Source organism: Vibrio marinisediminis (assembly GCF_014050145.1).
Taxonomy (GTDB): domain Bacteria; phylum Pseudomonadota; class Gammaproteobacteria; order Enterobacterales; family Vibrionaceae; genus Vibrio; species Vibrio marinisediminis.
In genome coordinates, this window is the sequence record NZ_JACFYF010000002.1 from 67,803 (window position 1) to 93,014 (window position 25,212).

A 25,212-nucleotide genomic window follows, 5' to 3' on the forward strand; every position below is an offset into this window, starting at 1 on the left:
ACATGACTTACGCGCCTGTAAAAGACGTATTGAGCGGTAAGCTAGCAGCAGACAGTGAAGTAACTGTACGCGGCTGGATCCGTTCACGTCGTGATTCCAAAGCTGGAATTTCTTTCCTTGCCATCTATGACGGCTCTTGTTTCGACCCGATTCAGGCCGTGGTCCCAAATAATCTTAATAATTACAACGACGAAGTACTTAAGCTAACTACGGGTTGCTCTGTTGAAGTAACAGGTAAGGTTGTTGACTCTCCTGCTGCTGGTCAAGCATTTGAACTTGCTGCAACTGAAGTAAAAGTTGTTGGTTGGGTTGAAGATGCAGAAACGTACCCTATGGCGAAAACTCGTCACTCTATTGAGTACCTTCGTGAAGTTGCACACCTTCGTCCTCGTACTAACGTGATCGGTGCAGTAGCACGTGTTCGCAACTGTCTATCTCAAGCGATTCACCGTTTTTACCACGAGCAAGGTTACTTCTGGGTATCTGCTCCGCTAATTACAGCTTCTGATGCAGAAGGTGCTGGTGAAATGTTCCGCGTATCAACGCTAGATATGGAAAACCTTCCTCGCACTGATGCTGGTAAAGTTGACTACAACGAAGACTTCTTTGGCAAAGAGACATTCCTAACGGTTTCTGGCCAGCTAAACGCTGAAGCTTACGCTTGCGCACTAAGCAAAGTTTACACATTTGGTCCGACTTTCCGTGCTGAAAACTCAAACACCAGCCGCCACCTAGCGGAATTCTGGATGGTTGAGCCTGAAGTAGCGTTTGCTGATCTAAACGATGTCGCAAAACTAGCTGAAGATATGTTGAAATACGTTTTCAACGCAGTACTAGAAGAGCGTCGTGATGACCTAGAGTTTTTCGCACAACGTATCGACAAAGAAGCTATTACTCGCCTAGAGCAGTTCGTTTCTTCTGACTTTGCACAAGTGGACTACACTGACGCAATTCAGATCCTAATTGAATCTGGTCGTGAGTTCGAATTCCCAGTTGAATGGGGTATCGACATGTCTTCTGAGCACGAGCGCTTCCTAGCTGAAGAACACTTCAAAGCGCCTGTCATTGTGAAGAACTACCCGAAAGACATCAAAGCTTTCTACATGCGTCAAAACGAAGATGGCAAAACTGTAGCAGCAATGGATGTACTTGCACCAGGTATCGGTGAGATCATCGGTGGTTCTCAACGTGAAGAACGTCTAGATATTCTAGATGCACGTATGCGCGAAATGGGTATCGACCCTGAGCACATGAACTGGTACCGCGATCTACGTCGTTACGGCACAGTGCCACACGCTGGTTTCGGTCTAGGTTTTGAGCGTTTAGTTTCTTACGTAACAGGCATGGGTAACGTTCGTGACGTGATTCCATTCCCACGTACTCCTCGCTCAGCGAACTTCTAATCGTATAAATACGATACAGAATTTGAAGACCTCCTTAATGGAGGTCTTTTTGTTTTCACTCTAAGATAATCTTTATTATTCGCGCTGTTTCTGCTGATCTTTCGCCGCAGATTTGATACCAAATAGGTATAAAGCAAACAAAATAAATGGAATTGCCGCTGCGGTATACTCAGCCCAAGCCATGTTGGCAAACGACTTAGTTAAAATAACGTGACCTAAAATAAGCAATAGTGCACAAATAATGGCTATCCCAATAAGCCAAAGTTCATTACTCACCGAACGCTTCTTCATCATCACTCCTCTCCATGTCATAACATGAATCATTGGAGCATAGATCCTCACCCTTACACTGATACAGATTCCCAGAAAAATAGCTATACAGTTAGCAGTAGATTAATTTCCTGACTCATCTTTGCTATAGCATTTGAAAGCTGCTCTTGATCCGCTAGAGATGTATTCAGGCGAATATACCCAGCTTGAGCAAATGATTGCGCAAATAGGGCTTCTGGGGCTATTAAGATATTGTACTGCTTGAGGTTTTGGTAAACATCCTCGCTACTCACCCCCTTAGGAAGCTTTAGCCATATAAAATAACCGCCGCTCGGCACCTCAAATTCAACCTCTGGTATGTGACGCTTTAACTCATTGATCATCCATTGTTGACGTTTCAGCAAGGTTCTACGCAACTTCCTTAAATGGTTGTCATAACTGTCATTTTGCAGATAGTGGGCGACACCTTGTTGTATTGGTGCGCTGCCAGACAAAGTCGATAATAGCTGCAATTTTTGGACGTCTTGGTTGTAACGACGAGTCACGACCCACCCAAGCCTAAAGCCTGGGCAAAGACTCTTAGATAGCGAACCGCAATGCAGTACACGCTCATCCATTGATGCAAAGTCGTACGTCTTTAATGAGCTCGGTTTCTGTTCTGAATAGTACAGTTCCGCATAAACATCATCTTCGATCAAATAGACGTTGTGCTGCCGTGCTAACTCCACCACTTTTCGCTTTTTGCCCTCACTCATTGATGTGCCCGTTGGATTCTGAAAATTACTCATCAGCCAGCAAGCTTTGACATCATGTTGCGAAAATATCGACTCTAAGTGCTCAACCGACATGCCTGACTTTGCATCTACTGGCACGGTTATCGCTTTTAAGCCCAGTCGCTCGACAGCTTGTCGCGCACCGTAAAAAGTCGGCGTCTCAATGACCACGGTATCACCTGGTTCGGAAACGGCTTGCAAGCTCAAATTTAGAGCTTCAAGTGCGCCTGATGTAATGACAACATCTTGGTGGGAGATTGGAATACCTTGCTGAATATAGCGTTGGGCGATTAAACGTCGTAACGCTTCATTACCAGGAGGCATGTTGTCTAAAACAACGTTAGGATTACTTTTTCGTCCAGCACTAGCCAAGCTTCGATTTAATACCTGTAACGGAAACAAACTGGGATCGGGAAATGCTGAGCCAAACTTCAGACTCTTTTGGCTCGTTTGACTCTTTAGAAAGTCAAATAACGTATCGTTAATAGAAACGGGATTTATCGAGGTGCTCGTCTCTATCACCTGAGGACGCTCAACATCAGCAGCGACAAAGAAACCAGATTGAGGCTTTGCGATAATCCAACCTTGAGACTCAAGTAATTGGTATGCTTGCAAAACCGTGCCATTACTTAACGAGTGGCATCGACTCGTCACTCTGACAGACGGCAGTTTTTCTCCTGCACGCCAAGTTTTTTGTTGAATTTGTTGTTTAAATAAAACCGCCAGTTGTTGATATCGATTCATCACTACCTCTAATCCTTGAGCAAGGAAACAATACCATACCTATCGATACCAGTCTGTTACTCCCGATGAGTCAAAAAGTCGTTTATTCTGCGTTTGTTCTATTCAATTCAAACGCAAAGACACCTTTTCTATCCCATACTTACAATAACAACTGAAGTGACACAGGAGGTAGTATGAAACTATTTACAATGGATGATCTTTCTTATAATGGTGTTCATCAAGGCGTTCACAGTTGGAACCATCCCGACAGTGCTAACCCTTACTACTGGCATCCTGAATGGCTACATATTGCTGAAGACGCAATGGGACTGCACCCCAAAATAAAATTAGAAGTACCTGAAGGACACATCGCCAGTGAAGAGCATGCAAAACAAGCCATTATCGACCACCTAAATGTGCAAGAAAAATAATTTGTCAGTAACAAATAACGTTGTAATAGCGTCACCACGAACAAATTATTCTCATCTGGCTGCTGACCAAATCGATTGGCATCACAATAATTCTTGCTGCATATGCTAAATTTACCAAGCAAAGGTGACATCCCTCAAAATATTAATCCATGAGAGATAGAGATAATGACAAAATACAACGAAAACGACATCCAATATAAAGGCGAAAGTAATGGTGTTCATAGCTGGAAAACACCATCAGGTCAGCCTTATTACTGGCACCCTGATTGGCTACACATCGCGGAAGATGCAACTGGTGCGCATCCTAAAGCCAATATCGAAGTCGAAACCAATGAACAAGTGACTAAAAAACACGCTCTCAATACCATTTTAAGTCACATCAATAATTGGGCGACAAAAACTATGTCGAATAACCCAGATTTTGAGACTCAAGCACACGAATCTCAAATAGACTTAAAAAAATAGAACATAAAACGACCGACACCATCAAGAACTCGGTCGTTTTTGCCACTGTTGAAGCAAGATTTTATTCAGAAAGCCCCTTTCAAGTCGAAAATTCATACACGTTGGTTAAAAACCTCACTTAACGAGTAATATTGCGATTCTTTTCTTTGCGTCAAATCAATATTCACTTTATCTATCAAGGGTTCGGGCTCATTTAGTGCTCAGTTTCATACTTATTACGAAATAACCTATTTGTTTTTTTCTGGAAGAGAATTGCGTTAATCTCGCCGCTATCACTTATAAAAACTCTATGCATTGAAGATTCATTGGCTGTCAGTGAATAATATTTCTACTTTCTACCCATTTAGTGTTGTCTCTTGTACGCCATAAAGGTATAAATATTCATGTTACAGTATTTATATCCCTTCGATTAACATGGATGACGATTATGTTTGAAAAAGTAGTTGCAGCTCCCGCAGACCCTATTCTTGGTCTTACTGAAGAATTTAAAAAAGATCCTCGCGCTGAGAAAATTAACCTTGGCGTTGGTATTTACAAAAACGAGCAAGGTGAAACACCTGTTCTGGCTACCGTAAAAAAAGCTGAAGCTGCGCTTGTTGAAACAGAAAAAACAAAATCATACCTCACCATCGAAGGAACCGCAGAATATGGTCTAGCCGTGCAGCAACTACTGTTTGGCACCAATTCTGAGATCATCACTGAAAACCGTGCTAAAACAGCGCAAGCTCCTGGCGGTACTGGCGCACTGCGTGTTGCTGGTGAATTTATTAAACGCCAGTTTGGTGATGCAAAAATCTGGATCAGCAACCCGACTTGGGCAAACCACAACGGTGTTTTCACCGCTGCCGGTATTGAAACCGCTCAATACAGTTACTACAACGCTGAAACTAAAAACAAAGACTTTGCTGGTATGGTTGCAGACCTAAACCAAGCAAAAGCGGGTGACATCGTGCTATTACACGGATGCTGCCATAACCCTACAGGTATTGACCCAACTGCAGATGAGTGGGAAGAACTGGCTAAGTTAGTGGCAGAAAAGCAGTTATTACCACTGTTTGATTTTGCTTACCAAGGCTTCGCTGCTGGTGTTGAAGAAGATGCAGCCGGTCTGCGTACGTTCGCTAAGTACAACAAAGAGATTCTTGTAGCGAGCTCATTCTCTAAGAATTTTGGCTTGTACAATGAACGCGTTGGCGCCTTTACTCTTGTTGCATCAACTGAAGAAGTGGCAACAACCGCGTTTTCTCAAGTAAAAGCCATCATTCGTTCAATTTACTCAAACCCACCAGCGCACGGTGCCGCTGTTGTGACTTACATTCTAAGTGATGCAGCGCTTCGAGCTGAATGGGAAGCCGAAGTGAAAGAGATGCGTGAGCGTATCCAAGAAATGCGTGAACTGTTTGTCACCACATTAAAAGAGCAAGGTGTTGATGCAGATTTCAGCTTTATCGAACGTCAAAACGGTATGTTCTCTTTCTCTGGTTTATCGAAAGAGCAAGTTGCGCGCCTCAAAGATGAGTTCGCTATTTACATTGTTGGTTCAGGACGTATCAGCGTTGCAGGTATGACGAAATCAAACATGTTGCCACTATGCCAAGGTATTGCCGCTGTACTTTAAGCCGATACTGTTTAGTGAAATATAGAAAAAAGCCAGCGATTGCTGGCTTTTTCATTTGATGGCTTTGATAAAAGACACGTTGCTTAAAGGCGGGACTACCTGTTTAGACAACTATAATGTCACCATCAATTCATCTTGCTCCAAATTGGTAATACTCACTTCCAAGCGCTCTTTCAAACGCTCTAATTGTTCTTGGTCTAGCTCATACGGCATAACCAAACGCAATTCATGAATACCTTCCGTCTTTGCGAGTTCAAGAAGTGTGTGGATATTTGACTCATCACTACGACTTGCAGAAAGAGATCTCATCGCTTTATTTTGTAAACGTTCTTCAGGCGTTTTAGATTGTTCAATGGTATCTTTTGCTGCAGTATTGAAAACAGGTGATATCGTACTGATCGCTTCAAGAAACGTCCATTTCTTGCTGTAAGCTTCTCCTAGAAACGAGGTGTAGTCAAAAACCGCACTTGCCTTGCCTTGATGTTCCATATCATCCCCCGTGAATAAGGCAACAAGTGTATTTAATATCTGTCAAGTTGCCTGATAGATCAATAGGATATAGAACAATAGTCTGTTATGCATAAGCTAGTAGATAAAAAGCTATATAAAAACCAATCCGGTAACATTCATTGCACAAATTCGCGATATAGAAAACCAGTTGCGTAATATTTACGTCACCAAAAAAAATCAATAGAAACCGTTCTCATTCCACTCTTGGTCACTTCACATCAACCACTCTACTCGCCTTTTTATATTGGACTTTCCAACCCGCCCAACGTGGAAGCTCCCAACGTTTTGGTCCCCCTTTTCGTAGCCCGTCTCGATGCACGACATAGACGAGTTTTCTGGCAGGAAAATATTCTACATCTAAATTTAAATCACCTAGGCTTAATGAAAGCGGGTATTGTTCGGAAAAATCCTGATATTGCCATTGAGGAATCCCTTCAAAGCAAAAATCATCGGCACAAAACAGATCGAGTTCATCGAGTTCACTCAATTCCAATAGCACTAATTGCTCAGTAAACCAGCGATCAAATTCAATATTGTCGTGATCGTTTTGTTCAGATAAACCAAGCTCGATATACATACGCCAATGGTCGATTTCTGCTTTTCTATGCGCATATAAGCCTGCAAGTTTTTCTCCGCTCTTTACCGCTTCTAGCATTGGTTGAATAGCTAACTCTCCTTGGGCAACTTCTTGCTTAGTTGCGACGACGCGCCCTGCGTAAACCAGTTCCATTTGTACGAGAGTTCCCTCATCGGTAACAATCGTTTTACCCTGCTGCCATTCGCCGAGTGGTAAACTCTTTAGCTTGTTGATATCGATTGGCATCATCTCTGTTGCTAACGTTAAGGTTTGCTTAACGCCCCGACCGGGAACACTATGTGTATCAAGTACCAAGGCGGATTCAACACTGTTTGGCAAGCGGCTTTCACGCCCAATAATGACCTCAAGCTCGCCATTCGCTAGGGCTTCTTTCCGCTTTACTCTGCGGACAAATACCAACTCGGGATGAAGTGTTGCAATCGCATTTAACCACTCATTGTGGTCATAACGCGAAGCCACTTCCAATTGCGGCAAACCAAACAGTGAGCGCATTTGCTCTGAGAGTGCTTGCGCTTCAGTCAACGCCAGCATATCCACACTTAGCCCCGAGAACTCTTTTCCTCGAATTAGCCCTACCGCTATTTGCCCATCACACCCCTTACTCTCTTGCTGTGCGAGCAGCTCTCTCTCTTCTTCATTGCCATTGACGCGATACAGTTTGGCTGGTGTTGCTAGCGCTGCGGTATAATCGATCATCACCTCTTTCAGTGCTTTACTCGGCATGCGAGTCACCAAATCGGCTAGTAAAGCATCTATCGGCAAGGGATATATCATCCGCCCATGCTCCGTCACCAAACCTTCGCTATCTATCGCCTGCATGTCGCTAAGGATAGTGTGCGCCTGCTGCAGCGACTTCTCTGGCAATGGTTCGAGAAACTCCAGTTGGGTTAAGAGTTCACCGCAGCAAGCCGAAGCCAGCATCGCCTCGGTTAGTGACTCTCGATGCATTTCTGCAGGTGTGACTGTACTTAACGCGGCATGCTCTCCATACAAACGAACCGACACCCCATCCATCACGCGCCCTGCCCGCCCTGAACGCTGCTTGGCACTCGCTTGTGAAATGTGTTTTAGACTAAGAGTCGTGCGCCCATTTCTTTGCTCCGTTCGACGTTCTAAACCGGAGTCAATCACCACAGCGATGTTTGGAATAGTCAACGAAGTTTCCGCCACATTGGTCGCCAATACCACTTTGGGAAGCTCTTGTTGCTTAAGCGCCAATTCTCGTTGCGTATCCGTCACGGAAGCATGCAGCGGTGCGACCAATACCCCATCAAGCCCTGACAACATTTGCGCACATTGGGTGATCTCTTTTCGCCCCGGTAAAAACACCAAGATATCACCATGCGTGGATTCTAATGCTTGCAACACTTCGACTTTAATTCGTTGTTCAAGCTGGCGACTGTCCGGTAACTGGCGCGACTCGTTAGCACGATGTATCACTGACACTTGATAATTTCGTCCTTGCGCTTGCAGTCGGTTTGCGCCTATATACCGAGCCAATTTCTCACCTTCAATGGTGGCAGAGGTCACCACTAAACGATGTTGCTTGTGCTTTTTAAATAGCGCGACTAATAAGTCCGTATCCCAGCGGCGTTCATGAAATTCATCGACAATAATGATGTCAAAATCTGCTAACTGGTTTTCGCTATACCAGCGCAAAGCAACACCGGGGGTAACAAAAACAATTTGGCTCGTTGGTTGAAAACGTGTTTCCAGCTTAATGGCGTAGCCAATGGATTGCCCTACTTGTTCGCCATGTTGCTCAGCAAGATATTGCGCCAATGATGTGCAAGCAATTCGGCGCGGTTCAATCACTAAGACTCGCCCGAGATCTTTTGCCCACAAAGGTAACCGCGTTGATTTACCAGAACCAGTCTCGGCTTCGACAACAAGGTGTTCTGTTTTTAGCTGAGAGAGGAAATTATTTTTCAGGGAATCAATGGGCAAGTCGATCATAATCAAAGGTTTTAAAGAATTTAATTGTCGATTATAGGTGAAATTACTCGCAGTTAAAGCGTTGATGAAATTAAGGTCTCACTCTTGCTTGCGATTGTTGTGACGAGTTCAATCCCAGTTTACAATATGCTCTTATATCATTGTCATTATTGGCTGATATAACAATCGCTCAACCATTCTTCGTTCTTGACTATAGGTTCTCAATGAATAACGACAAACGTCCACTCTATATCCCTTTCGCGGGTCCTGCGCTTTTAAGTACGCCACTGCTAAACAAAGGCAGTGCGTTTTCCGCCCAAGAACGTATTTCATTTAACCTTGAAGGTTTACTGCCAGAAACGACAGAGACAATTCAAGAACAAGTAGAGCGTGCTTACCAACAATATCGTAGCTTTGAAAGCGACATGGATAAGCATATCTATCTGCGTAACATTCAAGACACCAACGAGACTCTTTTTTACCGTTTAGTGCAAAACCACATCTCTGAGATGATGCCTATCATCTACACACCAACGGTTGGTGCAGCGTGTGAGAACTTCTCAAATATTTACCGACGTGGTCGTGGTCTGTTTGTCTCTTACGCAAACCGTGAGCGCATGGATGACATTTTAAACAATGCTTCTAACCACAACGTTAAAGTGATTGTCGTCACCGATGGTGAGCGAATTCTCGGTCTGGGCGACCAAGGCATTGGTGGCATGGGTATTCCAATTGGTAAGCTAGCACTCTACACTGCATGTGGTGGTATCAGCCCTGCGTACACGCTACCAATCGTGCTGGATGTGGGCACTAACAACCCACAACGACTTGCTGACCCAATGTACATGGGCTGGCGTCATCCTCGTATTACTGGTCAAGAATACGATGCGTTCGTTGAAGAGTTTATTCAATCAGTTCAACGCCGTTGGCCTGATGCTCTGGTTCAATTTGAAGATTTTGCACAGAAAAATGCGATGCCGCTACTTGAGCGTTACAAAAACCGCATTTGTTGTTTCAATGATGATATCCAAGGCACCGCCGCTGTTACTGTCGGTTCATTGCTTGCCGCTTGTAAAGCCGCTGGTAGCAAATTGTCCGAACAGCGTATTGCTTTCCTAGGTGCTGGTTCAGCCGGTTGTGGTATCGCAGAAGCGATCATTGCCCAAATGGTCACTGAAGGTATTTCAGACGAAAAAGCACGTTCGCAAGTATACATGGTTGATCGCTGGGGCTTGTTGCAAGAAGGCATGCCTAACCTGCTTGATTTCCAACAGAAACTGGTTCAAAAAGCCGAAAGCACTGCAGATTGGGCTAACGATGGAAGTGGCTTCTCGTTGCTTGATGTGATGAGCAATGGTAAGCCAACTGTCCTTATTGGCGTATCAGGCGCTCCGGGTTTGTTCAGCAAAGAGATCATCAAAGAGATGCACAAACATTGTGCTCGTCCAATTGTATTCCCTCTATCAAACCCAACCAGTCGTGTTGAAGCAACGCCCAACGATATTATTCGCTGGACCAATGGCGAAGCACTCGTCGCAACGGGTAGCCCATTTGATCCTGTCGTTCACGATGGCAAAACTTACCCGATTGCTCAGTGCAACAACAGCTACATTTTCCCAGGTATTGGCTTAGGTGTATTGGCGGTCTCTGCTCGTAGAGTAACTGATGAAATGCTTCAAGAATCTAGCCGTGCCCTTGCAACATGCTCGCCACTAGCGATCAACGGACAAGGCGCATTGCTTCCACCACTGGAAGCGATTCATACCGTTTCGAAGAAGATTGCATTCGCTGTAGGTAAAAAAGCGATTGAACAAGGTGTCGCACAAGAAATTACGGATGAAGCCCTAGAAGAGGCCATCGAAGCTTACTTCTGGCAACCAGTTTACCGACGTTACAAGCGTACTGCGTTTTAAACTTAGCAGCTAAATATAAGCCCCTTTTGTAGGGGCTTTTTCATTGGAGGAAATATGTTCGACTATTTTGCCCCTGCGGGGAGATACGTTGCGCCTTATCTTAGTGAAATCTCCACCGCTTTGATCGCATGCGCATTGGTCATGTTTGGCAGTGAGATAAATGCAAGCCTTAGAAAATTCCTTCGAGCTCACAACTTTGTCCTAAGAACTGTCATTTTCATATTGATAAATGCGTTCGGTTACGGCTTAATCATTGTGAAAGCAACCCCTTACCTTACTCGGACACTATCTCAACTGCCGTATGGCATGATGTTTTCAATCATTATTATGAGCTTTGTCGCGATAGGTTTATGGGCTCAAAGGAATAGACAGATTTAGTGCGTAACATTTTCCACCACCGTTCACCTAAAGAAATATCAACACTTGCAATTAAAGCGGCAAAGGTTCTGCTGGCAGGCGCTTTGCTACTGAGTTTCGGACTATTTGCAATTGACCGCTGGGTGAGTGTGCAAACCCAAGATCAGCTCTATTTTTCCGTAGACAACGTTCAGCCACACAACGTGGCAGTTGTATTAGGAACCAGTAAATACCTCGGCAAAATATTGAACGAGTATTATGTTCATCGTATTGACGCCGCTATCGAACTTTACCAGCAAAATAAAGTGTCAAACTTTCTATTGAGTGGTGACAATGCCCATCGTTCTTACAACGAACCCTGGACAATGAAACGTGATTTACTGCGAGCAGATGTGCCTGAGGAAAAAATATATTTGGATTATGCAGGCTTTCGAACACTCGATTCTGTTGTGCGAGCAAAAGAGATATTTGATACCGATAATTTCCTGATTATTTCTCAGCAATTTCATTGCGAGCGAGCGCTATTTATCGCCAACTTCCATGACATTCAAGCCAAATGCCTTGCGGTTTCAGGACCAACCAAACACTCAGGTTATAAAGTAAGGGTAAGAGAAGTCTTTGCCCGCGCAAAAGCGGTACTCGATCTCTATATCACACGAGCGAAACCAAAATTTCTTGGTCCTAAAGAACCGATCATCACTGAACAAGAAGCACCTTTTGATGAAGTAATCAGTGATGAAGTAATCAGTGACGCAGAAACAACCAATACAGAATCTCAAAAAGTCATCGACCCTAACTAAGGTCGGTGCTCAATCACATCCCGTTAATCTCAACTCTATTTCTGCCACTGTGCTTTGCGACGTATAATAATTCGTCCGCTCTAGCGACCATATCTAATACGGTTTCATCTTCTAGTTGAGTCACCCCTAAACTGGCAGTCAGCACTTCTCCATGCATCCATGGATAAAGCTCTATTTTTTGGCGTAAACGCTCGGCCAACATAGCGGCTTGTTTAAGTGATGTTGACGCACAGAAAATCACAAACTCCTCGCCTCCCCATCGAACCAGACGATCTGTTGCCCTCAATTCAGCCATCGTTACCATGGTAAATTCTCGCAAGATATCATCACCCATTTTATGACCATAGAGGTCATTCACTCGCTTGAAGTGATCAATGTCCAAGTAGATAATCGCCAAGGGTTCATCCAAGCTTTCACGGCAATTAAACTGCGTCTCCAACCAACTTCTTACGGCATGACGATTCATCGCCCCAGTCAAGGCATCTCGATTAGCTTGCTCAGCAAATTCAATATTCTGCTCTGTAAGTTTACGATTAAGGCTTTTAAGATGCTTACGTCGAACCTCATAATGGGCGATCTTCAATCGGCTATTGCGAATTTCTAGCCCACTAAAAACCATCGCCAGTGTTACCCAGAGAATGAGTAAGCTGAACAGTAAACTTTCACCATCGATGTAATGGCCAACAAATTCGATGCTATTTATCTTGAGTTGATAACGCCCTTGCGCTGTGCCTGATCCCGTTGCAAATTCAATCCGATTTACGTTACTAAATTCGGGACCTGCATGCTCGATGGAAATTTGGTTGTCCACTAGCCACCAAGTCATTACCTGCATGTTATTTAGAGGAATCTCCAACACTTGATTGTAATCTGCCTGGCGATAATCCAACCCATTGTATTTAAATGTATATTCATTCTCCGTCGTTGAATAAGCCGAGTTGAAGTTACGTAGATAGAAACGCAGTGCGGGCTTTGCACCTCCATCAAGATTAATGAAATCTACATCCAACCGCACCGTGTGATAGTCCGAAAAATCAAAGCCTTTGCTCGGATCATGTTCATCATATTTAATTGAAACACCACAATATGGCCAAGGATAGTCTTCACTCGCTTTTAACTCACAATTCAGAGCAACAGCCTTACCATTTTGCTCGATAGAACTGACCGATGCTCCATTTTGTACTTGGTCATTGGTGGCTAAAAATGCAAACTCACTCGGGCTGATTTGGTACCGTTTTTTTTCCCCAAACTGCCAATGTAATGCGACGATTAAAACCGTAAATAGAAATAAGGAAAATATGAGCTTATGAATCGTATTCACTTAACAATCTCACTGCAAAATAATGAACCAGCAATCAAATTTTATTGCCTTTGATGCTAAATTTAACGCCAGAACAATCTGTTGCACATTAACTTTGATTTCCATTCCAATTAATTAGGACTCACTTCATAAAAACGACAGAAGCAAATACGTGACATCCTGTCAGGGCAACATGAACACACACTGAAACAAAAACTAAACTCTGATAAGCTAATCAAAAATATGAGACCCAAGCCACTTGGAGACGTTGCTAGGCAACAATGCTGTCACTTCAAGTCGTGCGGAATAACTATAAACATTACGAGCAAAGTCATGTCTTTAAATATCACTGGTACATTGCGCAAAATGCGTTCAACACTTGATGACAAAGTGCTGTATCAACTCCCAGTTGGCGAGCAACTTGTCGATCTAAACCCTTATATTGGTCACTCTCTTACCCTGTCACACACGGGTAATATCTTTTGCCAGTCATGCGGAAAAAAAACCAAGAAGAGCTACTCACAAGGACATTGTTTTGTGTGCATGAAGAAGCTTGCGAGCTGTGATATGTGCATAATGAAACCGGAAACTTGCCACTATGATCAAGGAACGTGTCGTGAGCCTCAGTGGGGTGAAGAGAACTGCATGGTTGATCACTATGTATACCTTTCTAACACCTCTAGCGTCAAAGTGGGCATTACGCGCCATACGCAAATCCCAACTCGCTGGGTTGATCAAGGCGCGACACAGGGATTACCAATCTTAAAGGTTAAAACTCGCCAAATATCAGGCTTGATTGAAGTTGAATTAGCAAAGCATATTGCTGATAAAACGAATTGGCGAACACTGCTTAAGGAAGACGGCGAACCCATTGCGCTGGAAGAGAAGTGTGCACAATTACTGCCTTTAGTCGAAGATAAAATCGCTGAAATCAAACAACAATTTGGCGAAGATGCGATTGAAGTACTTGGCGAAGCCATTACACCGATTTCTTATCCGGTACTTGAGCATCCGAAAAAAATTACATCGCACAACTTTGATAAAAACCCTGTTGTGACTGGTGTATTACAGGGGATTAAAGGGCAATATTTGATTTTTGATACCGGTGTTATCAATGTCCGTAAATTCACTTCTTATGAAGTGACAGTCAGCGACGAATAAAAGCCATAATTCAAAAAGCCACCGAGATCTCGGTGGCTTTTTATTCGGTAGCAATCAGCAAACACTCTAGCGATTAACTAACTCTTGCAACGCATCAAATAAGCGGTCTATCTCTTCCTTGGTGTTGTAATGCATCAAACCAATTCGTACCACCCCGCCTCGCTCTTCCAAGCCCAATTGTCGAACTAAACCCAGCGCATAAAAATGACCACTGCCTAAACATAGATTCCGTGCTCCGAGTTCCATCGCCACTTCCTGCGGCGTAAACTGCGCAAACGTTAGGGCAAAAGTTGGGGTTCGCAACCGACTATTGGCGGACTCTCTCCCCCAAAGTGTGACGCCCTCCAATTCGCGCAAACGTTGCAGAAAATAATCACTAAGCAAGGTTTCATAGAGGTTAAACACCGCAAAGCTCTGTTCCAGCCTTTGACGCAAACTCCGGGTCGTATCCCCCCACTGAGCAAGATAGTTTATACAGGCAATCAAGCCTGCTAACGCTTCAAAACTTTGAGTTCCCGTTTCAAAGCGGCTAGGACCTAACTCTGGTGCGGGTTCAACTTTGTATGGTTGAATTGCCTGAATCCATTTCGGTGCCACATACGCAATACCAATATGCGGACCAAAGAATTTATAGGCTGAGCAAACAAGAAAATCACAATCTAATTGCTGTACATCAATCAATTGATGGGGAGCATAATGAACCGCATCGATATACACTTGTGCGCCGACCTCTTTGGCAGCTTTAACGACTGCTGCGATGTCGGTAATTTCCAAAATAGAGCCAGAAGCATTAGAAGCTAACGTCAACGCGACTAAGCGTGTTTTCGGCGTAATCAACGACAGTAAATGCTCAATATCAAGGCTACAATCTTCGGCTTTCACTTGCGCTTGTTTCACCGCAACCGATTTATCTTCCGCCGCTTGCTGCCAACTACTCACGTTGGCGTAGTGATCAAGCGCGGTAACCACCACTTCATCACCCTCTTGCCAAGTGCGGCTTATCGCTCTGCTAAGCGAAAAAGTGAGTGTTGTCATATTGGCGCCAAACACGATGGAATCTTCACTTGGTGCATTCAGTAAAGCCTGGCACGCACGACGAGCATCTGATGTTAAGTCTGTCGTTATTTGGCTAGAAAAGTAAGGACTACCCAAATTGGCATTAAAATGCCCTAGGTATGTTGTCATCTCTTCTAACACCGATAAGGGCACTTGCGATCCTCCCGGACCATCAAAAAATGTCACAGGTAACCCATTGTGCCACTGGTGCAAAGCGCTAAACTGCGCTCGCACTGTCTCAGGAGTGAAGCTCATTAGTACCATCCTTGGCTGTTAATACAAACACATCCATATAACCTTCTTCGGCTTGATCGACGGTACGAATAGGGCAAGCGTTGTGCCAAAGTTCTTTATCTGCTAACAAAGCAACTTCACCGTTATCGAGAACCTTACGGAAGAATGGTTCTCCATGGTTGTCGTTATATAGCATGATATCTCCGCCAACGATGTTGTGGCGGCTAATACCAATCAAAGCAATATGATCAAAACCGTCTTGGTGCACCCCCTCTGGAGCGACTTGCGTTTCATCAAAAATGGCCGTGATACGAATCTGATGAATCTCAATTTCTTGCTTATTTGGCAACCTGTTACTTTCAACAAAGAGTTGGCACATCTCACGCATCCCTTCACTGTTGAGAGTGGCATCTAAAATCGGTTCAAATTGACGTACGACATCACCCTGAAAGTGATTAACCTGTTCCGATTGGACAAAATCATGCTTATCGGTTGCAACGACTCGACCATTATCAAAATGAATCACCGAATAGCGACGTAAACGGTACTGTCCATCCGCATGAGCAGTATTAGGTAATAATTGAAATGAGGGAGAAAGCTGGTTAATTGCCTCGCCACTGAGGTGGGTGATCTGCAATGTTTTCTCGTGACTATGTAACATCATCGACTCCTTAATGAATTATACAACTGTCAAATTAACAATTTATTTACACGTACTGTTGCGCATTAATCCCGCAAAATCAACTAAAGGCGATATATAAACCCAGCAAAAATTAATATTCAAAGCATTCCACCAGACCAGGCTCATCAATTAGTGAAAGAAGGCTGTATTTTCCATCTTCACTCTCGCAAACTAGAACAGTTCACTAGCTAAAAAATCATACTAATACAATTCAATAAGTTACACTTGATTCTTATTATACCCAACCACTGTTGCACTCTTGTTTTCTGAGTTGCGGTATCCACAGAAAGCACAATTTATCGCACATTATTTAGACAGTTATGACAGTGGGTTTGCAACACTACGTTCTTGTTCTAAGTTATTGCGATTTATTTAATTACTCCGGCTTGAATGTCCTTTTCCCGTCCCCATTATTTCTATTACAATCAAAGACAATATTTTAAAGATTGATCCCCTCCTCGCCTCAGGCGTAGCTCGGGTAAATGCTAATGGAGCGCTAATGAGCAACGTAAAACACTGCAACTTACTAATTCTTGGTTCTGGTCCTGCAGGCTATACCGCCGCTGTCTATGCAGCACGTGCCAACCTTAAACCAGTTCTAGTGACAGGTATGCAACAAGGTGGGCAATTAACCACAACAACGGAAGTGGAAAACTGGCCTGGGGATCCTGAAGGGCTGACCGGTCCTAACCTGATGGAGCGTATGAAAGAACACGCCGAACGTTTTGAAACTGAGATGCTGTTCGATCATATAAACCAAGTTGATTTAAGCCAGCGTCCATTCCGCCTGCAAGGCGATAGTGCTGAATACACTTGTGATGCGTTAATCATTTCAACGGGTGCGTCGGCAAAATACCTTGGTCTAGAATCAGAAGAAGCATTCAAGGGCCGTGGCGTTTCGGCATGTGCTACCTGTGATGGATTCTTCTACCGCAACCAAAAAGTTGCGGTGGTTGGCGGTGGTAACACGGCTGTTGAAGAAGCGCTGTACCTATCCAATATTGCTGCTGAAGTGCACTTAATCCACCGTCGTGACGGTTTCCGCGCAGAAAAGATTCTGATTAAGCGTCTAATGGATAAAGTGGAAAACGGTAATATTATTTTGCATACCGACCGCACGCTTGAAGAAGTGGTCGGTGACGACATGGGTGTTACTGGTGTTCGCCTAAAAGACACCAAATCAGATGCGATTGAAGAACTGGAAGTGATGGGCGCGTTTATCGCCATTGGTCACCAACCTAACACTGCGATTTTCCAAGATCAGCTAGAGATGAAAGATGGCTATATCGTTGTAAAATCAGGCTTAGATGGCAATGCAACCCAAACCAGTATTGAGGGTGTTTTTGCAGCTGGTGATGTGATGGATCACAATTATCGTCAAGCGATCACCTCTGCTGGTACAGGTTGTATGGCTGCATTAGATGCAGAGCGCTACCTAGATAGCTTAGCTGATAAGGCTTAATCTAAAAGTCGACTCACATTTTTTCACTAAATCCCTAAAGCCCTGCGGTATTACCGCGGGGCTTTCTTTTGTATACTCCACTGTCTACCTATAAAAATAACAGCAGTAAGCCTTCACAATGGATAAAAAGAAACAACGCAGCTTGAACAAGTGGCTACGTGAACAAAGTAAGCTGGCAAAGCGCTGGTTACTGGTCGCGGTTGGTCTCGGTGTCCTTTCAAGCATCTTCCTTTTGGGGCAAGCAGCTCTGCTCGCTTCCATTCTCCATCAACTCATTATTGAACAAGTCGACAAGTCGACCCTAGTCGGGCATTTTGCAGGCTTAGCCATTATTGTTGCGATACGCGCCCTTTGCTCATGGGGACGTGAAATTGCAGGCTACCGCTGCGGTGAACAAATCCGACTCTATATCCGTCAACTGATTCTCGACAAACTACGTGAGTTGGGACCTGCCTATATTAAAGGCAAACCCGCTGGTACTTGGGCTGCACTGCTACTTGAACAAGTAGAAGAGATGCATGATTTCTTCGCCCGTTATTTACCGCAGATGTCGCTCGCAGTATTAGTACCGTTTATTATTCTCGTGGTGGTGTTCCCTGTTAACTGGGCAGCTGGCTTAATCTTCCTACTGACGGCACCACTTGTTCCTTTATTCATGGCACTTGTTGGTATTAAAGCCGCCGATGCCGGACAAAAGAACTTTAAAGCGCTACAACGCCTTTCTGGTCACTTTTATGATCGTCTACAATCAATGACAACCATTCGATTGTTTGATCGCACAAAGGCGGAAACAGAGCTAATGAAAGGGGCTTCAGAGGTATTTCGCTCACGTACCATGGAAGTGCTGCGCATTGCTTTCCTCTCTTCGGCCGTTCTCGAATTTTTCACCTCAATCTCCATCGCATTAACTGCGGTCTATTTTGGTTTTGCCTTTATCGGCGAACTCAATTTTGGTGATTACGGTGTGGGTGTGACACTATTTGCTGGCATCTTTGTGCTAGTTCTCGCCCCTGAGTTTTACCAACCGCTGCGCGACTTAGGCACCTTCTACCACGCGAAACAGCAAGCCGTTGGTGCTGCCGAGAGTATCGTTGAGTTTCTCGAAACCGACGTTACCGCAGTAAAATCAGGCAGTATGCCAATTGCTGACAACCGCAACATCAGCGTCAAAGCAACCGATTTAGAAGTCTATAGCCTAGAAGGTAAAAAATTGTTGGGCCCGGTTTCATTTGAGATTAGTGCACAGCAAACCACAGCTCTTGTTGGTCCAAGTGGTGCCGGTAAAACCAGTTTGGTCAACGCAATCTTAGGCTTTTTGCCATACCAAGGTTCGTTGACTATTAATGGTATAGAACGCACTGAACTCGATCTGGCTGATTGGCGAAAAAATATCAGTTGGGTGGGTCAAAACCCGCTACTGCTGCATGGCACAATTCGCGAAAACATTACGCTTGGCAAACATGACGTTAGTGACGAGGCTATCGCAAAAGTACTCCAAAGTTCATTCGCCGCAGAATTTGTTGATCAACACGGCTTAAATTACCCTGTTTCTGATCGTTCTGGCGGACTGTCCGTAGGGCAAGCACAACGTTTAGCACTGGCTCGTGCCATGCTGCAAAATGGTCAGTTTTGGCTACTGGACGAACCAACAGCCAGTCTAGACGCACGCAGTGAACGCCTAGTAACTCAAGGACTTAATGATCAGATCAAAGGCAGAAGCGCATTAATTGTGACGCACCAACTTGCGCCATTACAAAACGTTGAGCAAATCTTGGTCATGCAAGATGGGCAAATCGTACAAGCGGGCGAGTTCAACTCGTTAGCCAATCAATCAGGGTTATTCCAACAAATGTTAAGTGCCAACCAAGCGCTGCAACAGCATAATGAGGGGAATCTAGATGCGTGATTTAATCCCTTATCTAAAACTGTACAAAAAACATTGGTTCGGTCTTTCACTGGGTATGTTGCTGGCGTTTTTAACGCTGTGTGCCTCTATTGGTTTGCTTACGCTGTCAGGTTGGTTCCTTTCAGCCGCAGCCGTTGCGGGTTTAACCATTGCCCGTGAAACCTTTAACTACATGTTGCCTGGCGCATTCGTTCGCGGTTGTGCCATGGGTCGAACAGCTGGTCGTTGGGGTGAACGTGTTGTTAGCCATAATGCAACGTTCAAGCTACTGACCGATCTGCGTATTTTCTTTTTCAAGAAACTGGCACCGCTCGTTCCTGGTAAGGTATCGAACCTGCGTGATGCGGATCTACTCAACCGCTTAATCGCCGACATTGATGCAATGGATCATGTCTATTTGCGTCTTATTAGCCCTATGGTGGTTGGCGTACTCGGTATCGCCGCACTCACGGCTGTGCTTTGTTGGTTTGACCAAACGTTAGGTTTAACACTTGGCGCAATTTTACTGACACTGTTGGTTTGCTGGCCGATCTTGTTTTACAAATTAGGTAAGCGTAACGGCGCTGAGCTAACACAAAACAAAGCTGATTTACGTATTACCACCTTGGATTGGTTACAAGGCTATAGCGAACTGACTCTGTTTGGGGCTGAGGAGCGCTACCGCAGCGCTATCTACAGCGCGCAAGACAAGCTACTGAAGAATCAATTCTTCGATGCTCACTTCTCTGGTCTTGCTCAAGCATTGTTGATGCTGGCAAACGGCTGGACTTTAGTGTTGATGCTTTGGCTCGCTGCCGATGGGGTTGCTGGCGCACAACCAGATCCAATGATTGCCCTATTCGCATTTGCCACTCTTGCCAGTGTAGAACTGTTAATGCCAATTGCCGGAGCATTCCAACACTTAGGTAAAACACTCACCTCAGCGCGCCGCTTAAACGATGTTATTTTGGCTGAACCTGATGTCAACTTCCCTGAGCAAAGCGTCGAGCACAACAACCAGTACAGTATTGAATATCGTGGTGTTAGCTTCACGTACCCTGACGGTAAAAAACCGGCAGTAGAAGGTGTTAACTTTACCATCGCAGCTCAAAACCGTGTTGCCGTGGTTGGTCAAACTGGTTCAGGCAAATCCACGTTATTACAACTACTCACTCGCTACTGGGATGTAAACCAAGGTGAGCTTTTAATTGCTGGGCAGCCAATCCAAAACTGGAGCGAGTCACAGCTTCGTAAAGCCATCACAGTGGTGAGCCAACGTGTAGATGTATTAAATGGCACACTGCGTGACAACTTGATTCTGGCGAAACCACAAGCCGATGACGAAGAGATCAGCCTTGCGCTACACAAAGTGGGGTTAAGCAAACTTCTTGAAGGTGAAACTGCCGATAAAAGTGGTTTAGACGCATGGCTAGGCGATGGCGGGCGCCAACTGTCAGGCGGTGAAAAACGTCGAATTGGTATCGCCCGAGCACTGCTACACAATGCGCCTATTCTACTTCTCGATGAGCCAACTGAAGGTTTAGATAAACAGACTGAGCAACAAATCATGAAGCTGTTTGATAAACATTTCGAAGGTAAAACGGTGTTGTTTATTACTCACCGCTTAGTCAACCTAGACAAAATGGACGCGGTTTGCTTGATTGAAAATGGTCAAATTGTTGAACATGGTTCTCACCATGACTTGCTCGCCAAACAAGAACGCTACTACCAACTCAATCAAACTCTCTAACCATTAGCTGATTGAGAACACCCATCCATCAAGACCGAGTCACTAGGCTCGGTCTTTCTTTATCTAGTCTTCCTAGACTGTGTTGATCGCAACTTGATTCCTATTTTGAAAACAACATGATAGAGCAATTTTCGCTAATTTCTTGTGAAAACCGATTTTATGGCACAAGCTGAATTTATCATTTAATTAACAAACAGCCTCATTTAAGACGGCAGAAATAAGCAATCTGTATTATTCAATAGGTATAAGCGCAAGGCGCACATTGGTAGGTATTTATCACTTCGCATAGCTCTCATGACTAAGCTAGCAAACAGCGACAGATTCCTTTCTTAGCGGATGCTCTGTGTATGGTCACTGATTCGACCAGCCAGTAACATCAAGGCATTCTAGAGGAGATTAAAAATGGCAAGCTATGCTTTGCATTTTGATCTAGACGAATATCAACTGCGGTTGCAAAAAGTTCGTCAGTCTATGGAAGAACATGAGATTGATCTGTTGATCATTCACGACCCTTCAAACATGTCATGGCTAACAGGCTACGATGGGTGGTCGTTCTATGTTCCACAATGTGTTGTTGTTGGCACCACAGGCGAGCCCATATGGTTTGGTCGTAGCCAAGATGCCAATGGGGCTTATCGCACTGTGTATATGTCAGCTGAAAGTATTGCTTACTACCCCGATCACTATGTGATGAACCCGCCGTTGCACCCTATGGAATACTTAGTCGAAACCGTACTTGAGCCAAAACTATGGGATAGAGGGCGGATCGGCGTCGAGAAAGATAACTACTATTTTAGCGCCACCGCATTTGAAGCACTAACGCAGCGACTGCCCAATGCGTCACTGGTTGACGCCACGGGTTTAGTCAACTGGTGTCGAGCGGTAAAGTCAGAGCGTGAACTGAGCTATATGTATCGCGCTGCTCGCATTGTTGAAAACATGCACAGAGTGGCGTACGAGATGATCGAACCGGGCCTACCCAAACACTATTTGGTCGCGGAATTAAACAGGCAAGCAATCTTAGGTCACAAAGATCACTTTGGCGATTATGCGGCAATAGTACCATTACTGCCCTCAGGGGCTGATGCAGCCGCACCACATTTAACTTGGGATGACCGCCCCTTCCGCAAAGGCGAAGGCACCTTTTTTGAAATTGCCGGCGCACATCGGCGCTATCACTGCCCACTCTCTCGCACAATATTCTTAGGTGAGCCAAGCGACAAATTTAAACGCGCGGACCAAGCCCTCACAGAAGCCTTGGAAGCTGGGCTAAAGATAGCGCGACCCGGCACAACCTGTGCAGAGCTTGCCAATACAATTAACGGCATTCTCGATAAAGCGGGGTTCTCTCGACAAGGCGCACGTTGTGGCTACCCTATTGGGCTAAGTTACCCACCCGATTGGGGTGAGCGCACCATGAGCCTGCGCGATAGTGACCAAACCGTTTTACAAGAGGGAATGACCTTCCATTTAATGCCGGGGTTATGGTTTGAAGATTGGGGCTTGGAAACCACCGAAAGTATTGTTATCACTCGTCATGGAGCAGAAACATTGTGTGATTTTCCTCGTCATTTGTTCATTAAGCATTAGCAACAAAACGAATCGATACCATCACAATAAGCACCGCAATCTGTTATCACAAATGAAAGGAGGCTAAATGAAACTCGATCGCTACGACATCAACATACTGCAGATACTGCAACATAACGGGCGCATCACCAAATCTCAGTTAGCAGAGCAAATCAACCTATCAATCAGCCCTTGCTGGGAAAGAGTCAAGAAACTGGAACAAGCGGGTATTATTGAGGGCTACGGTGCCAAGCTCAATATGATCGCCTTTAACAAACAAACCTTAGTGTTGGTTGAAGTCTCATTAAAGCAGCACAATGCTCTCGCGTTTCGTCGCTTTGAACAAATGGTTGAAACCACTCCTCAAGTGTCCGAGTGTTATGCCACTGGCGGTGGCGTCGACTATATCGTCAAATTTCAATGTGACGATATTGACCAATATCAGCGCTGTATTGATAAGTGGCTTGATTCGGATGTGGGAATCGAGCGCTATTACACCTATATTGTGACAAAAACAGTTAAGCAACCATCGGCAATTTGCTTCGAAGATATGGAGATAACCTAACCTTGGCACGCCCTTTAACAGAAAATGTTCACCTTTCTCCTCTACGATACAGAAAAACTTATCCCTAGCAGCGCGCTAACAGAAAAAACACCCTCATCCACTCAGCTAATGTTTAGTTAGAGCAAACAAAACGAATTAATCGTCCTACACGATTTCTTCCGTGTAACAGATAAACCAAGAAAAATCTGAACATGAGTGGAGGGGTACCATGAATACAGCTCGACGTTTTGACATTGACGATTCCAAAGCCAACCATGAAATCATGACCGCACTTGAAGATGTGAAGCTATTTCGTAATCTGGCTTACATTAATGGTAAATGGGTCAGCGGCAATCGGTTCAAGCCTGTTTTTAATCCCGCAAATGATGAAATTATTGGCTATTTCACCCAACTTTCCTCGCAGCAAATCAACCACGCTGTTGATTCAGCTCAACAAGCTTTTACAACCTGGCGCCAATTACAAGCGGATCAACGCGCCGAATATCTACTGAGCTGGTATCAACACATTCTCGATGCAAAACAAGATCTCGCTCGTTTAATGGTGATTGAGCAAGGAAAGACCATGGCAGAAGCCTTAGGTGAAATTGAATATGGCGCGTCGTTTATTCGCTGGTTTGCTGAAGAAGCACGACGAAGCTATGGGGAAACCATTCCCAGCCATATCCCCAATGCGCAATTATCAACCCTTCGTGAACCGATTGGTGTTGCTGGCTTGATCACCCCATGGAACTTCCCAAACGCGATGATCACCCGAAAAGCCGCCGCTGCAATGGCGATAGGTTGTAGCGTGGTGGTGAAACCAGCCAGTGAAACTCCTTTCTCCGCACTGGCGTTAGCAGAGCTTGCTGAGCGAGCCGGTATTCCGGCAGGTGTGTTTAATATTGTCACAGGCAATGCCAATACAATCTCACACGTATTTTGTCAATCAGACAACGTGAAGGCGCTCTCTTTTACAGGCTCTACTCCGGTTGGAAAGCTGCTACTCAGCGATGCGGCTAACACGGTGAAAAAATGCAGCATGGAACTGGGCGGCAACGCCCCATTCATTGTCTTAGCCGATATGGATATTGAACAAGCCGCGATTGCCGCTGCCGATGCTAAATTCCAAACCTCTGGACAAGACTGCCTCGCCGCCAATCGAATTTTTGTACCAGAAAAACTCTACGAGCCGTTTATTCACCATTTCAAAGCATTAGTTGAGGCGCAAGTTGTCGGTAACGGTAACCACCCGAGCACCACTATTGGCCCACTAATCAATCAGAGCGCAGTCGAAAAAGCGCAACAGTTACTCAATGATGCGTTGATAAAAGGCGCCACCATTATCGCACAATCCAATGCCACCATTGCCACTCAAACAGGAGGCAGTTTCTTCCCAGCCACCTTATTGACCAACGTTACCACTGAGATGGCGGTTTACCGCGAAGAAAACTTCTGCCCCATCGCCGTTGTGATGCCCTATTCCAACCTAGAGCAAGTGATTGAGATGAGCAACGACACAGAGTATGGGCTAGCCGCCTACGTTTATGGTCATGACATACACCAGATTTGGCAGTGCTTGCGCGGACTCGAGTTTGGCATGGTCAGCGTTAACTCAGTCAAGATGACCGGTCACCCAATCCCATTTGGCGGTATGAAGCAATCAGGGCTCGGTCGCGAAGGTAGCAAGCATGGTTTTGATGAATTTAGTGAAATTAAATATTGCTGTTTGGGCGCATTGCCAACGGCTAGTGGCAGTTAAATCTTGGGAGGATT

21 protein-coding genes are annotated in these 25,212 nt (G+C 44.8%); 14 read left to right on the forward strand and 7 right to left on the reverse strand.

Annotation, left to right across the window (positions count from 1 at the left end; genetic code table 11):
* Positions 1–2 precede the first annotated feature (2 nt).
* Complete coding sequence (gene asnS / locus H2O73_RS04605; RefSeq protein ID WP_182107088.1) at positions 3–1,403, forward strand: asparagine--tRNA ligase; 1,401 nt, start codon at positions 3–5, stop codon at positions 1,401–1,403.
* A gap of 75 nt (positions 1,404–1,478) precedes the next feature.
* Here asnS and H2O73_RS04610 read toward each other — a convergent pair whose 3' ends face one another.
* A complete protein-coding gene (locus H2O73_RS04610) occupies positions 1,479–1,694 on the reverse strand; it encodes a hypothetical protein (RefSeq protein WP_182107858.1) in 216 nt (71 codons plus the stop codon).
* 83 nt (positions 1,695–1,777) lie between these two features.
* Positions 1,778–3,190, reverse strand: coding sequence for an aminotransferase-like domain-containing protein (locus H2O73_RS04615; protein WP_182107090.1), 1,413 nt, complete (start codon positions 3,188–3,190; stop codon positions 1,778–1,780).
* 173 nt (positions 3,191–3,363) lie between these two features.
* Between H2O73_RS04615 and H2O73_RS04620 the strand changes: the two genes are divergently transcribed.
* The 3 genes from H2O73_RS04620 (at position 3,364) to H2O73_RS04630 (ending at position 5,683) form a co-directional block, all read left to right on the forward strand.
* Positions 3,364–3,600, forward strand: coding sequence for a hypothetical protein (locus tag H2O73_RS04620; RefSeq protein ID WP_182107092.1), 237 nt, complete (start codon positions 3,364–3,366; stop codon positions 3,598–3,600).
* 165 nt (positions 3,601–3,765) lie between these two features.
* Positions 3,766–4,065, forward strand: coding sequence for a hypothetical protein (locus H2O73_RS04625; RefSeq protein ID WP_182107094.1), 300 nt, complete (start codon positions 3,766–3,768; stop codon positions 4,063–4,065).
* Between the two features lie 427 nt (positions 4,066–4,492).
* Positions 4,493–5,683: an amino acid aminotransferase gene (locus tag H2O73_RS04630; RefSeq protein ID WP_182107096.1), complete on the forward strand. Its 1,191-nt coding sequence runs from the start codon at positions 4,493–4,495 to the stop codon at positions 5,681–5,683.
* A 111-nt stretch (positions 5,684–5,794) separates the two neighbouring features.
* Here the strand turns inward: H2O73_RS04630 and H2O73_RS04635 are convergent, their stop codons facing one another.
* Both H2O73_RS04635 and H2O73_RS04640 read right to left on the reverse strand, forming a co-directional pair.
* Entirely contained in the window at positions 5,795–6,172 is a 378-nt protein-coding gene (locus tag H2O73_RS04635; RefSeq protein ID WP_182107098.1) for a transporter, read from the reverse strand.
* Between the two features lie 229 nt (positions 6,173–6,401).
* Positions 6,402–8,747 carry a helicase-related protein gene (locus H2O73_RS04640; RefSeq protein WP_182107100.1) on the reverse strand — a complete coding sequence of 782 codons (2,346 nt, stop codon included), beginning with the start codon at positions 8,745–8,747 and terminating at the stop codon, positions 6,402–6,404.
* A 203-nt stretch (positions 8,748–8,950) separates the two neighbouring features.
* Here H2O73_RS04640 and H2O73_RS04645 point away from each other — a divergent pair, with 203 nt between their 5' ends.
* Genes H2O73_RS04645 through H2O73_RS04655 form a run of 3 tightly spaced genes read left to right on the forward strand, consistent with a single transcriptional unit; the run spans position 8,951 to position 11,796 of the window.
* Positions 8,951–10,639 (forward strand): NAD-dependent malic enzyme, encoded by a 1,689-nt coding sequence (locus H2O73_RS04645; protein ID WP_182107102.1) that lies wholly within the window; start codon positions 8,951–8,953, stop codon positions 10,637–10,639.
* A gap of 54 nt (positions 10,640–10,693) precedes the next feature.
* Positions 10,694–11,017, forward strand: coding sequence for a DUF3392 domain-containing protein (locus H2O73_RS04650; protein WP_182107104.1), 324 nt, complete (start codon positions 10,694–10,696; stop codon positions 11,015–11,017).
* Positions 11,017–11,796 carry a SanA/YdcF family protein gene (locus tag H2O73_RS04655; protein WP_182107106.1) on the forward strand — a complete coding sequence of 260 codons (780 nt, stop codon included), beginning with the start codon at positions 11,017–11,019 and terminating at the stop codon, positions 11,794–11,796. Before H2O73_RS04650 ends, H2O73_RS04655 begins: the two co-directional genes overlap by 1 nt.
* A gap of 13 nt (positions 11,797–11,809) precedes the next feature.
* Here the strand turns inward: H2O73_RS04655 and H2O73_RS04660 are convergent, their stop codons facing one another.
* Positions 11,810–13,117, reverse strand: a complete 1,308-nt coding sequence (locus tag H2O73_RS04660) for a GGDEF domain-containing protein (RefSeq protein ID WP_182107108.1) — start codon at positions 13,115–13,117, stop codon at positions 11,810–11,812.
* A 312-nt stretch (positions 13,118–13,429) separates the two neighbouring features.
* On the opposite strand from H2O73_RS04660, the gene H2O73_RS04665 reads away from it, so the two are divergent.
* On the forward strand, positions 13,430–14,257 hold the full coding sequence (locus H2O73_RS04665; RefSeq protein ID WP_182107110.1) for a DUF2797 domain-containing protein: 828 nt from the start codon (positions 13,430–13,432) through the stop codon (positions 14,255–14,257).
* A 66-nt stretch (positions 14,258–14,323) separates the two neighbouring features.
* On the opposite strand, the gene H2O73_RS04670 is transcribed toward H2O73_RS04665, so the two are convergent.
* Both H2O73_RS04670 and H2O73_RS04675 read right to left on the reverse strand, forming a co-directional pair.
* Positions 14,324–15,568, reverse strand: a complete 1,245-nt coding sequence (locus tag H2O73_RS04670) for a cysteine desulfurase-like protein (protein ID WP_182107112.1) — start codon at positions 15,566–15,568, stop codon at positions 14,324–14,326.
* Positions 15,552–16,208, reverse strand: a complete 657-nt coding sequence (locus H2O73_RS04675; RefSeq protein ID WP_182107114.1) for a 2OG-Fe dioxygenase family protein — start codon at positions 16,206–16,208, stop codon at positions 15,552–15,554. The genes H2O73_RS04670 and H2O73_RS04675 overlap by 17 nt, the downstream gene beginning before the upstream one ends.
* Before the next feature lie 520 nt (positions 16,209–16,728).
* On the opposite strand from H2O73_RS04675, the gene trxB reads away from it, so the two are divergent.
* The 6 genes from trxB (at position 16,729) to H2O73_RS04705 (ending at position 25,198) form a co-directional block, all read left to right on the forward strand.
* Positions 16,729–17,691 carry a thioredoxin-disulfide reductase gene (gene trxB / locus H2O73_RS04680; protein WP_182107116.1) on the forward strand — a complete coding sequence of 321 codons (963 nt, stop codon included), beginning with the start codon at positions 16,729–16,731 and terminating at the stop codon, positions 17,689–17,691.
* A 118-nt stretch (positions 17,692–17,809) separates the two neighbouring features.
* The gene (gene cydD / locus H2O73_RS04685; protein ID WP_182107118.1) at positions 17,810–19,597 is read left to right on the forward strand and encodes a heme ABC transporter permease/ATP-binding protein CydD; all 1,788 of its coding nucleotides are present in this window, start codon (positions 17,810–17,812) and stop codon (positions 19,595–19,597) included.
* Entirely contained in the window at positions 19,590–21,326 is a 1,737-nt protein-coding gene (gene cydC / locus H2O73_RS04690; RefSeq protein ID WP_182107120.1) for a heme ABC transporter ATP-binding protein/permease CydC, read from the forward strand. The genes cydD and cydC overlap by 8 nt, the downstream gene beginning before the upstream one ends.
* Positions 21,327–21,728: 402 nt before the next feature.
* Positions 21,729–22,916 (forward strand): M24 family metallopeptidase, encoded by a 1,188-nt coding sequence (locus H2O73_RS04695; RefSeq protein ID WP_182107122.1) that lies wholly within the window; start codon positions 21,729–21,731, stop codon positions 22,914–22,916.
* A 67-nt stretch (positions 22,917–22,983) separates the two neighbouring features.
* Positions 22,984–23,460 (forward strand): Lrp/AsnC family transcriptional regulator, encoded by a 477-nt coding sequence (locus tag H2O73_RS04700; RefSeq protein ID WP_182107124.1) that lies wholly within the window; start codon positions 22,984–22,986, stop codon positions 23,458–23,460.
* A 208-nt stretch (positions 23,461–23,668) separates the two neighbouring features.
* Complete coding sequence (locus H2O73_RS04705) at positions 23,669–25,198, forward strand: NAD-dependent succinate-semialdehyde dehydrogenase (protein WP_182107126.1); 1,530 nt, start codon at positions 23,669–23,671, stop codon at positions 25,196–25,198.
* Positions 25,199–25,212 lie beyond the last annotated feature (14 nt).

Excerpts from the sequence above, each read along its gene's own strand:
- asnS (WP_182107088.1), top strand. The coding sequence starts at position 3 with ATGACTTACGCGCCTGTAAAAGACGTATTGAGCGGTAAGCTAGCAGCA.
- H2O73_RS04610 (WP_182107858.1), bottom strand. The coding sequence starts at position 1,694 with ATGAAGAAGCGTTCGGTGAGTAATGAACTTTGGCTTATTGGGATAGCC.
- H2O73_RS04615 (WP_182107090.1), bottom strand. The coding sequence starts at position 3,190 with ATGAATCGATATCAACAACTGGCGGTTTTATTTAAACAACAAATTCAA.
- H2O73_RS04620 (WP_182107092.1), top strand. The coding sequence starts at position 3,364 with ATGAAACTATTTACAATGGATGATCTTTCTTATAATGGTGTTCATCAA.
- H2O73_RS04625 (WP_182107094.1), top strand. The coding sequence starts at position 3,766 with ATGACAAAATACAACGAAAACGACATCCAATATAAAGGCGAAAGTAAT.
- H2O73_RS04630 (WP_182107096.1), top strand. The coding sequence starts at position 4,493 with ATGTTTGAAAAAGTAGTTGCAGCTCCCGCAGACCCTATTCTTGGTCTT.
- H2O73_RS04635 (WP_182107098.1), bottom strand. The coding sequence starts at position 6,172 with ATGGAACATCAAGGCAAGGCAAGTGCGGTTTTTGACTACACCTCGTTT.
- H2O73_RS04640 (WP_182107100.1), bottom strand. The coding sequence starts at position 8,747 with ATGATCGACTTGCCCATTGATTCCCTGAAAAATAATTTCCTCTCTCAG.
- H2O73_RS04645 (WP_182107102.1), top strand. The coding sequence starts at position 8,951 with ATGAATAACGACAAACGTCCACTCTATATCCCTTTCGCGGGTCCTGCG.
- H2O73_RS04650 (WP_182107104.1), top strand. The coding sequence starts at position 10,694 with ATGTTCGACTATTTTGCCCCTGCGGGGAGATACGTTGCGCCTTATCTT.
- H2O73_RS04665 (WP_182107110.1), top strand. The coding sequence starts at position 13,430 with ATGTCTTTAAATATCACTGGTACATTGCGCAAAATGCGTTCAACACTT.
- H2O73_RS04670 (WP_182107112.1), bottom strand. The coding sequence starts at position 15,568 with ATGAGCTTCACTCCTGAGACAGTGCGAGCGCAGTTTAGCGCTTTGCAC.
- H2O73_RS04675 (WP_182107114.1), bottom strand. The coding sequence starts at position 16,208 with ATGTTACATAGTCACGAGAAAACATTGCAGATCACCCACCTCAGTGGC.
- trxB (WP_182107116.1), top strand. The coding sequence starts at position 16,729 with ATGAGCAACGTAAAACACTGCAACTTACTAATTCTTGGTTCTGGTCCT.
- cydD (WP_182107118.1), top strand. The coding sequence starts at position 17,810 with ATGGATAAAAAGAAACAACGCAGCTTGAACAAGTGGCTACGTGAACAA.
- cydC (WP_182107120.1), top strand. The coding sequence starts at position 19,590 with ATGCGTGATTTAATCCCTTATCTAAAACTGTACAAAAAACATTGGTTC.
- H2O73_RS04695 (WP_182107122.1), top strand. The coding sequence starts at position 21,729 with ATGGCAAGCTATGCTTTGCATTTTGATCTAGACGAATATCAACTGCGG.
- H2O73_RS04700 (WP_182107124.1), top strand. The coding sequence starts at position 22,984 with ATGAAACTCGATCGCTACGACATCAACATACTGCAGATACTGCAACAT.
- H2O73_RS04705 (WP_182107126.1), top strand. The coding sequence starts at position 23,669 with ATGAATACAGCTCGACGTTTTGACATTGACGATTCCAAAGCCAACCAT.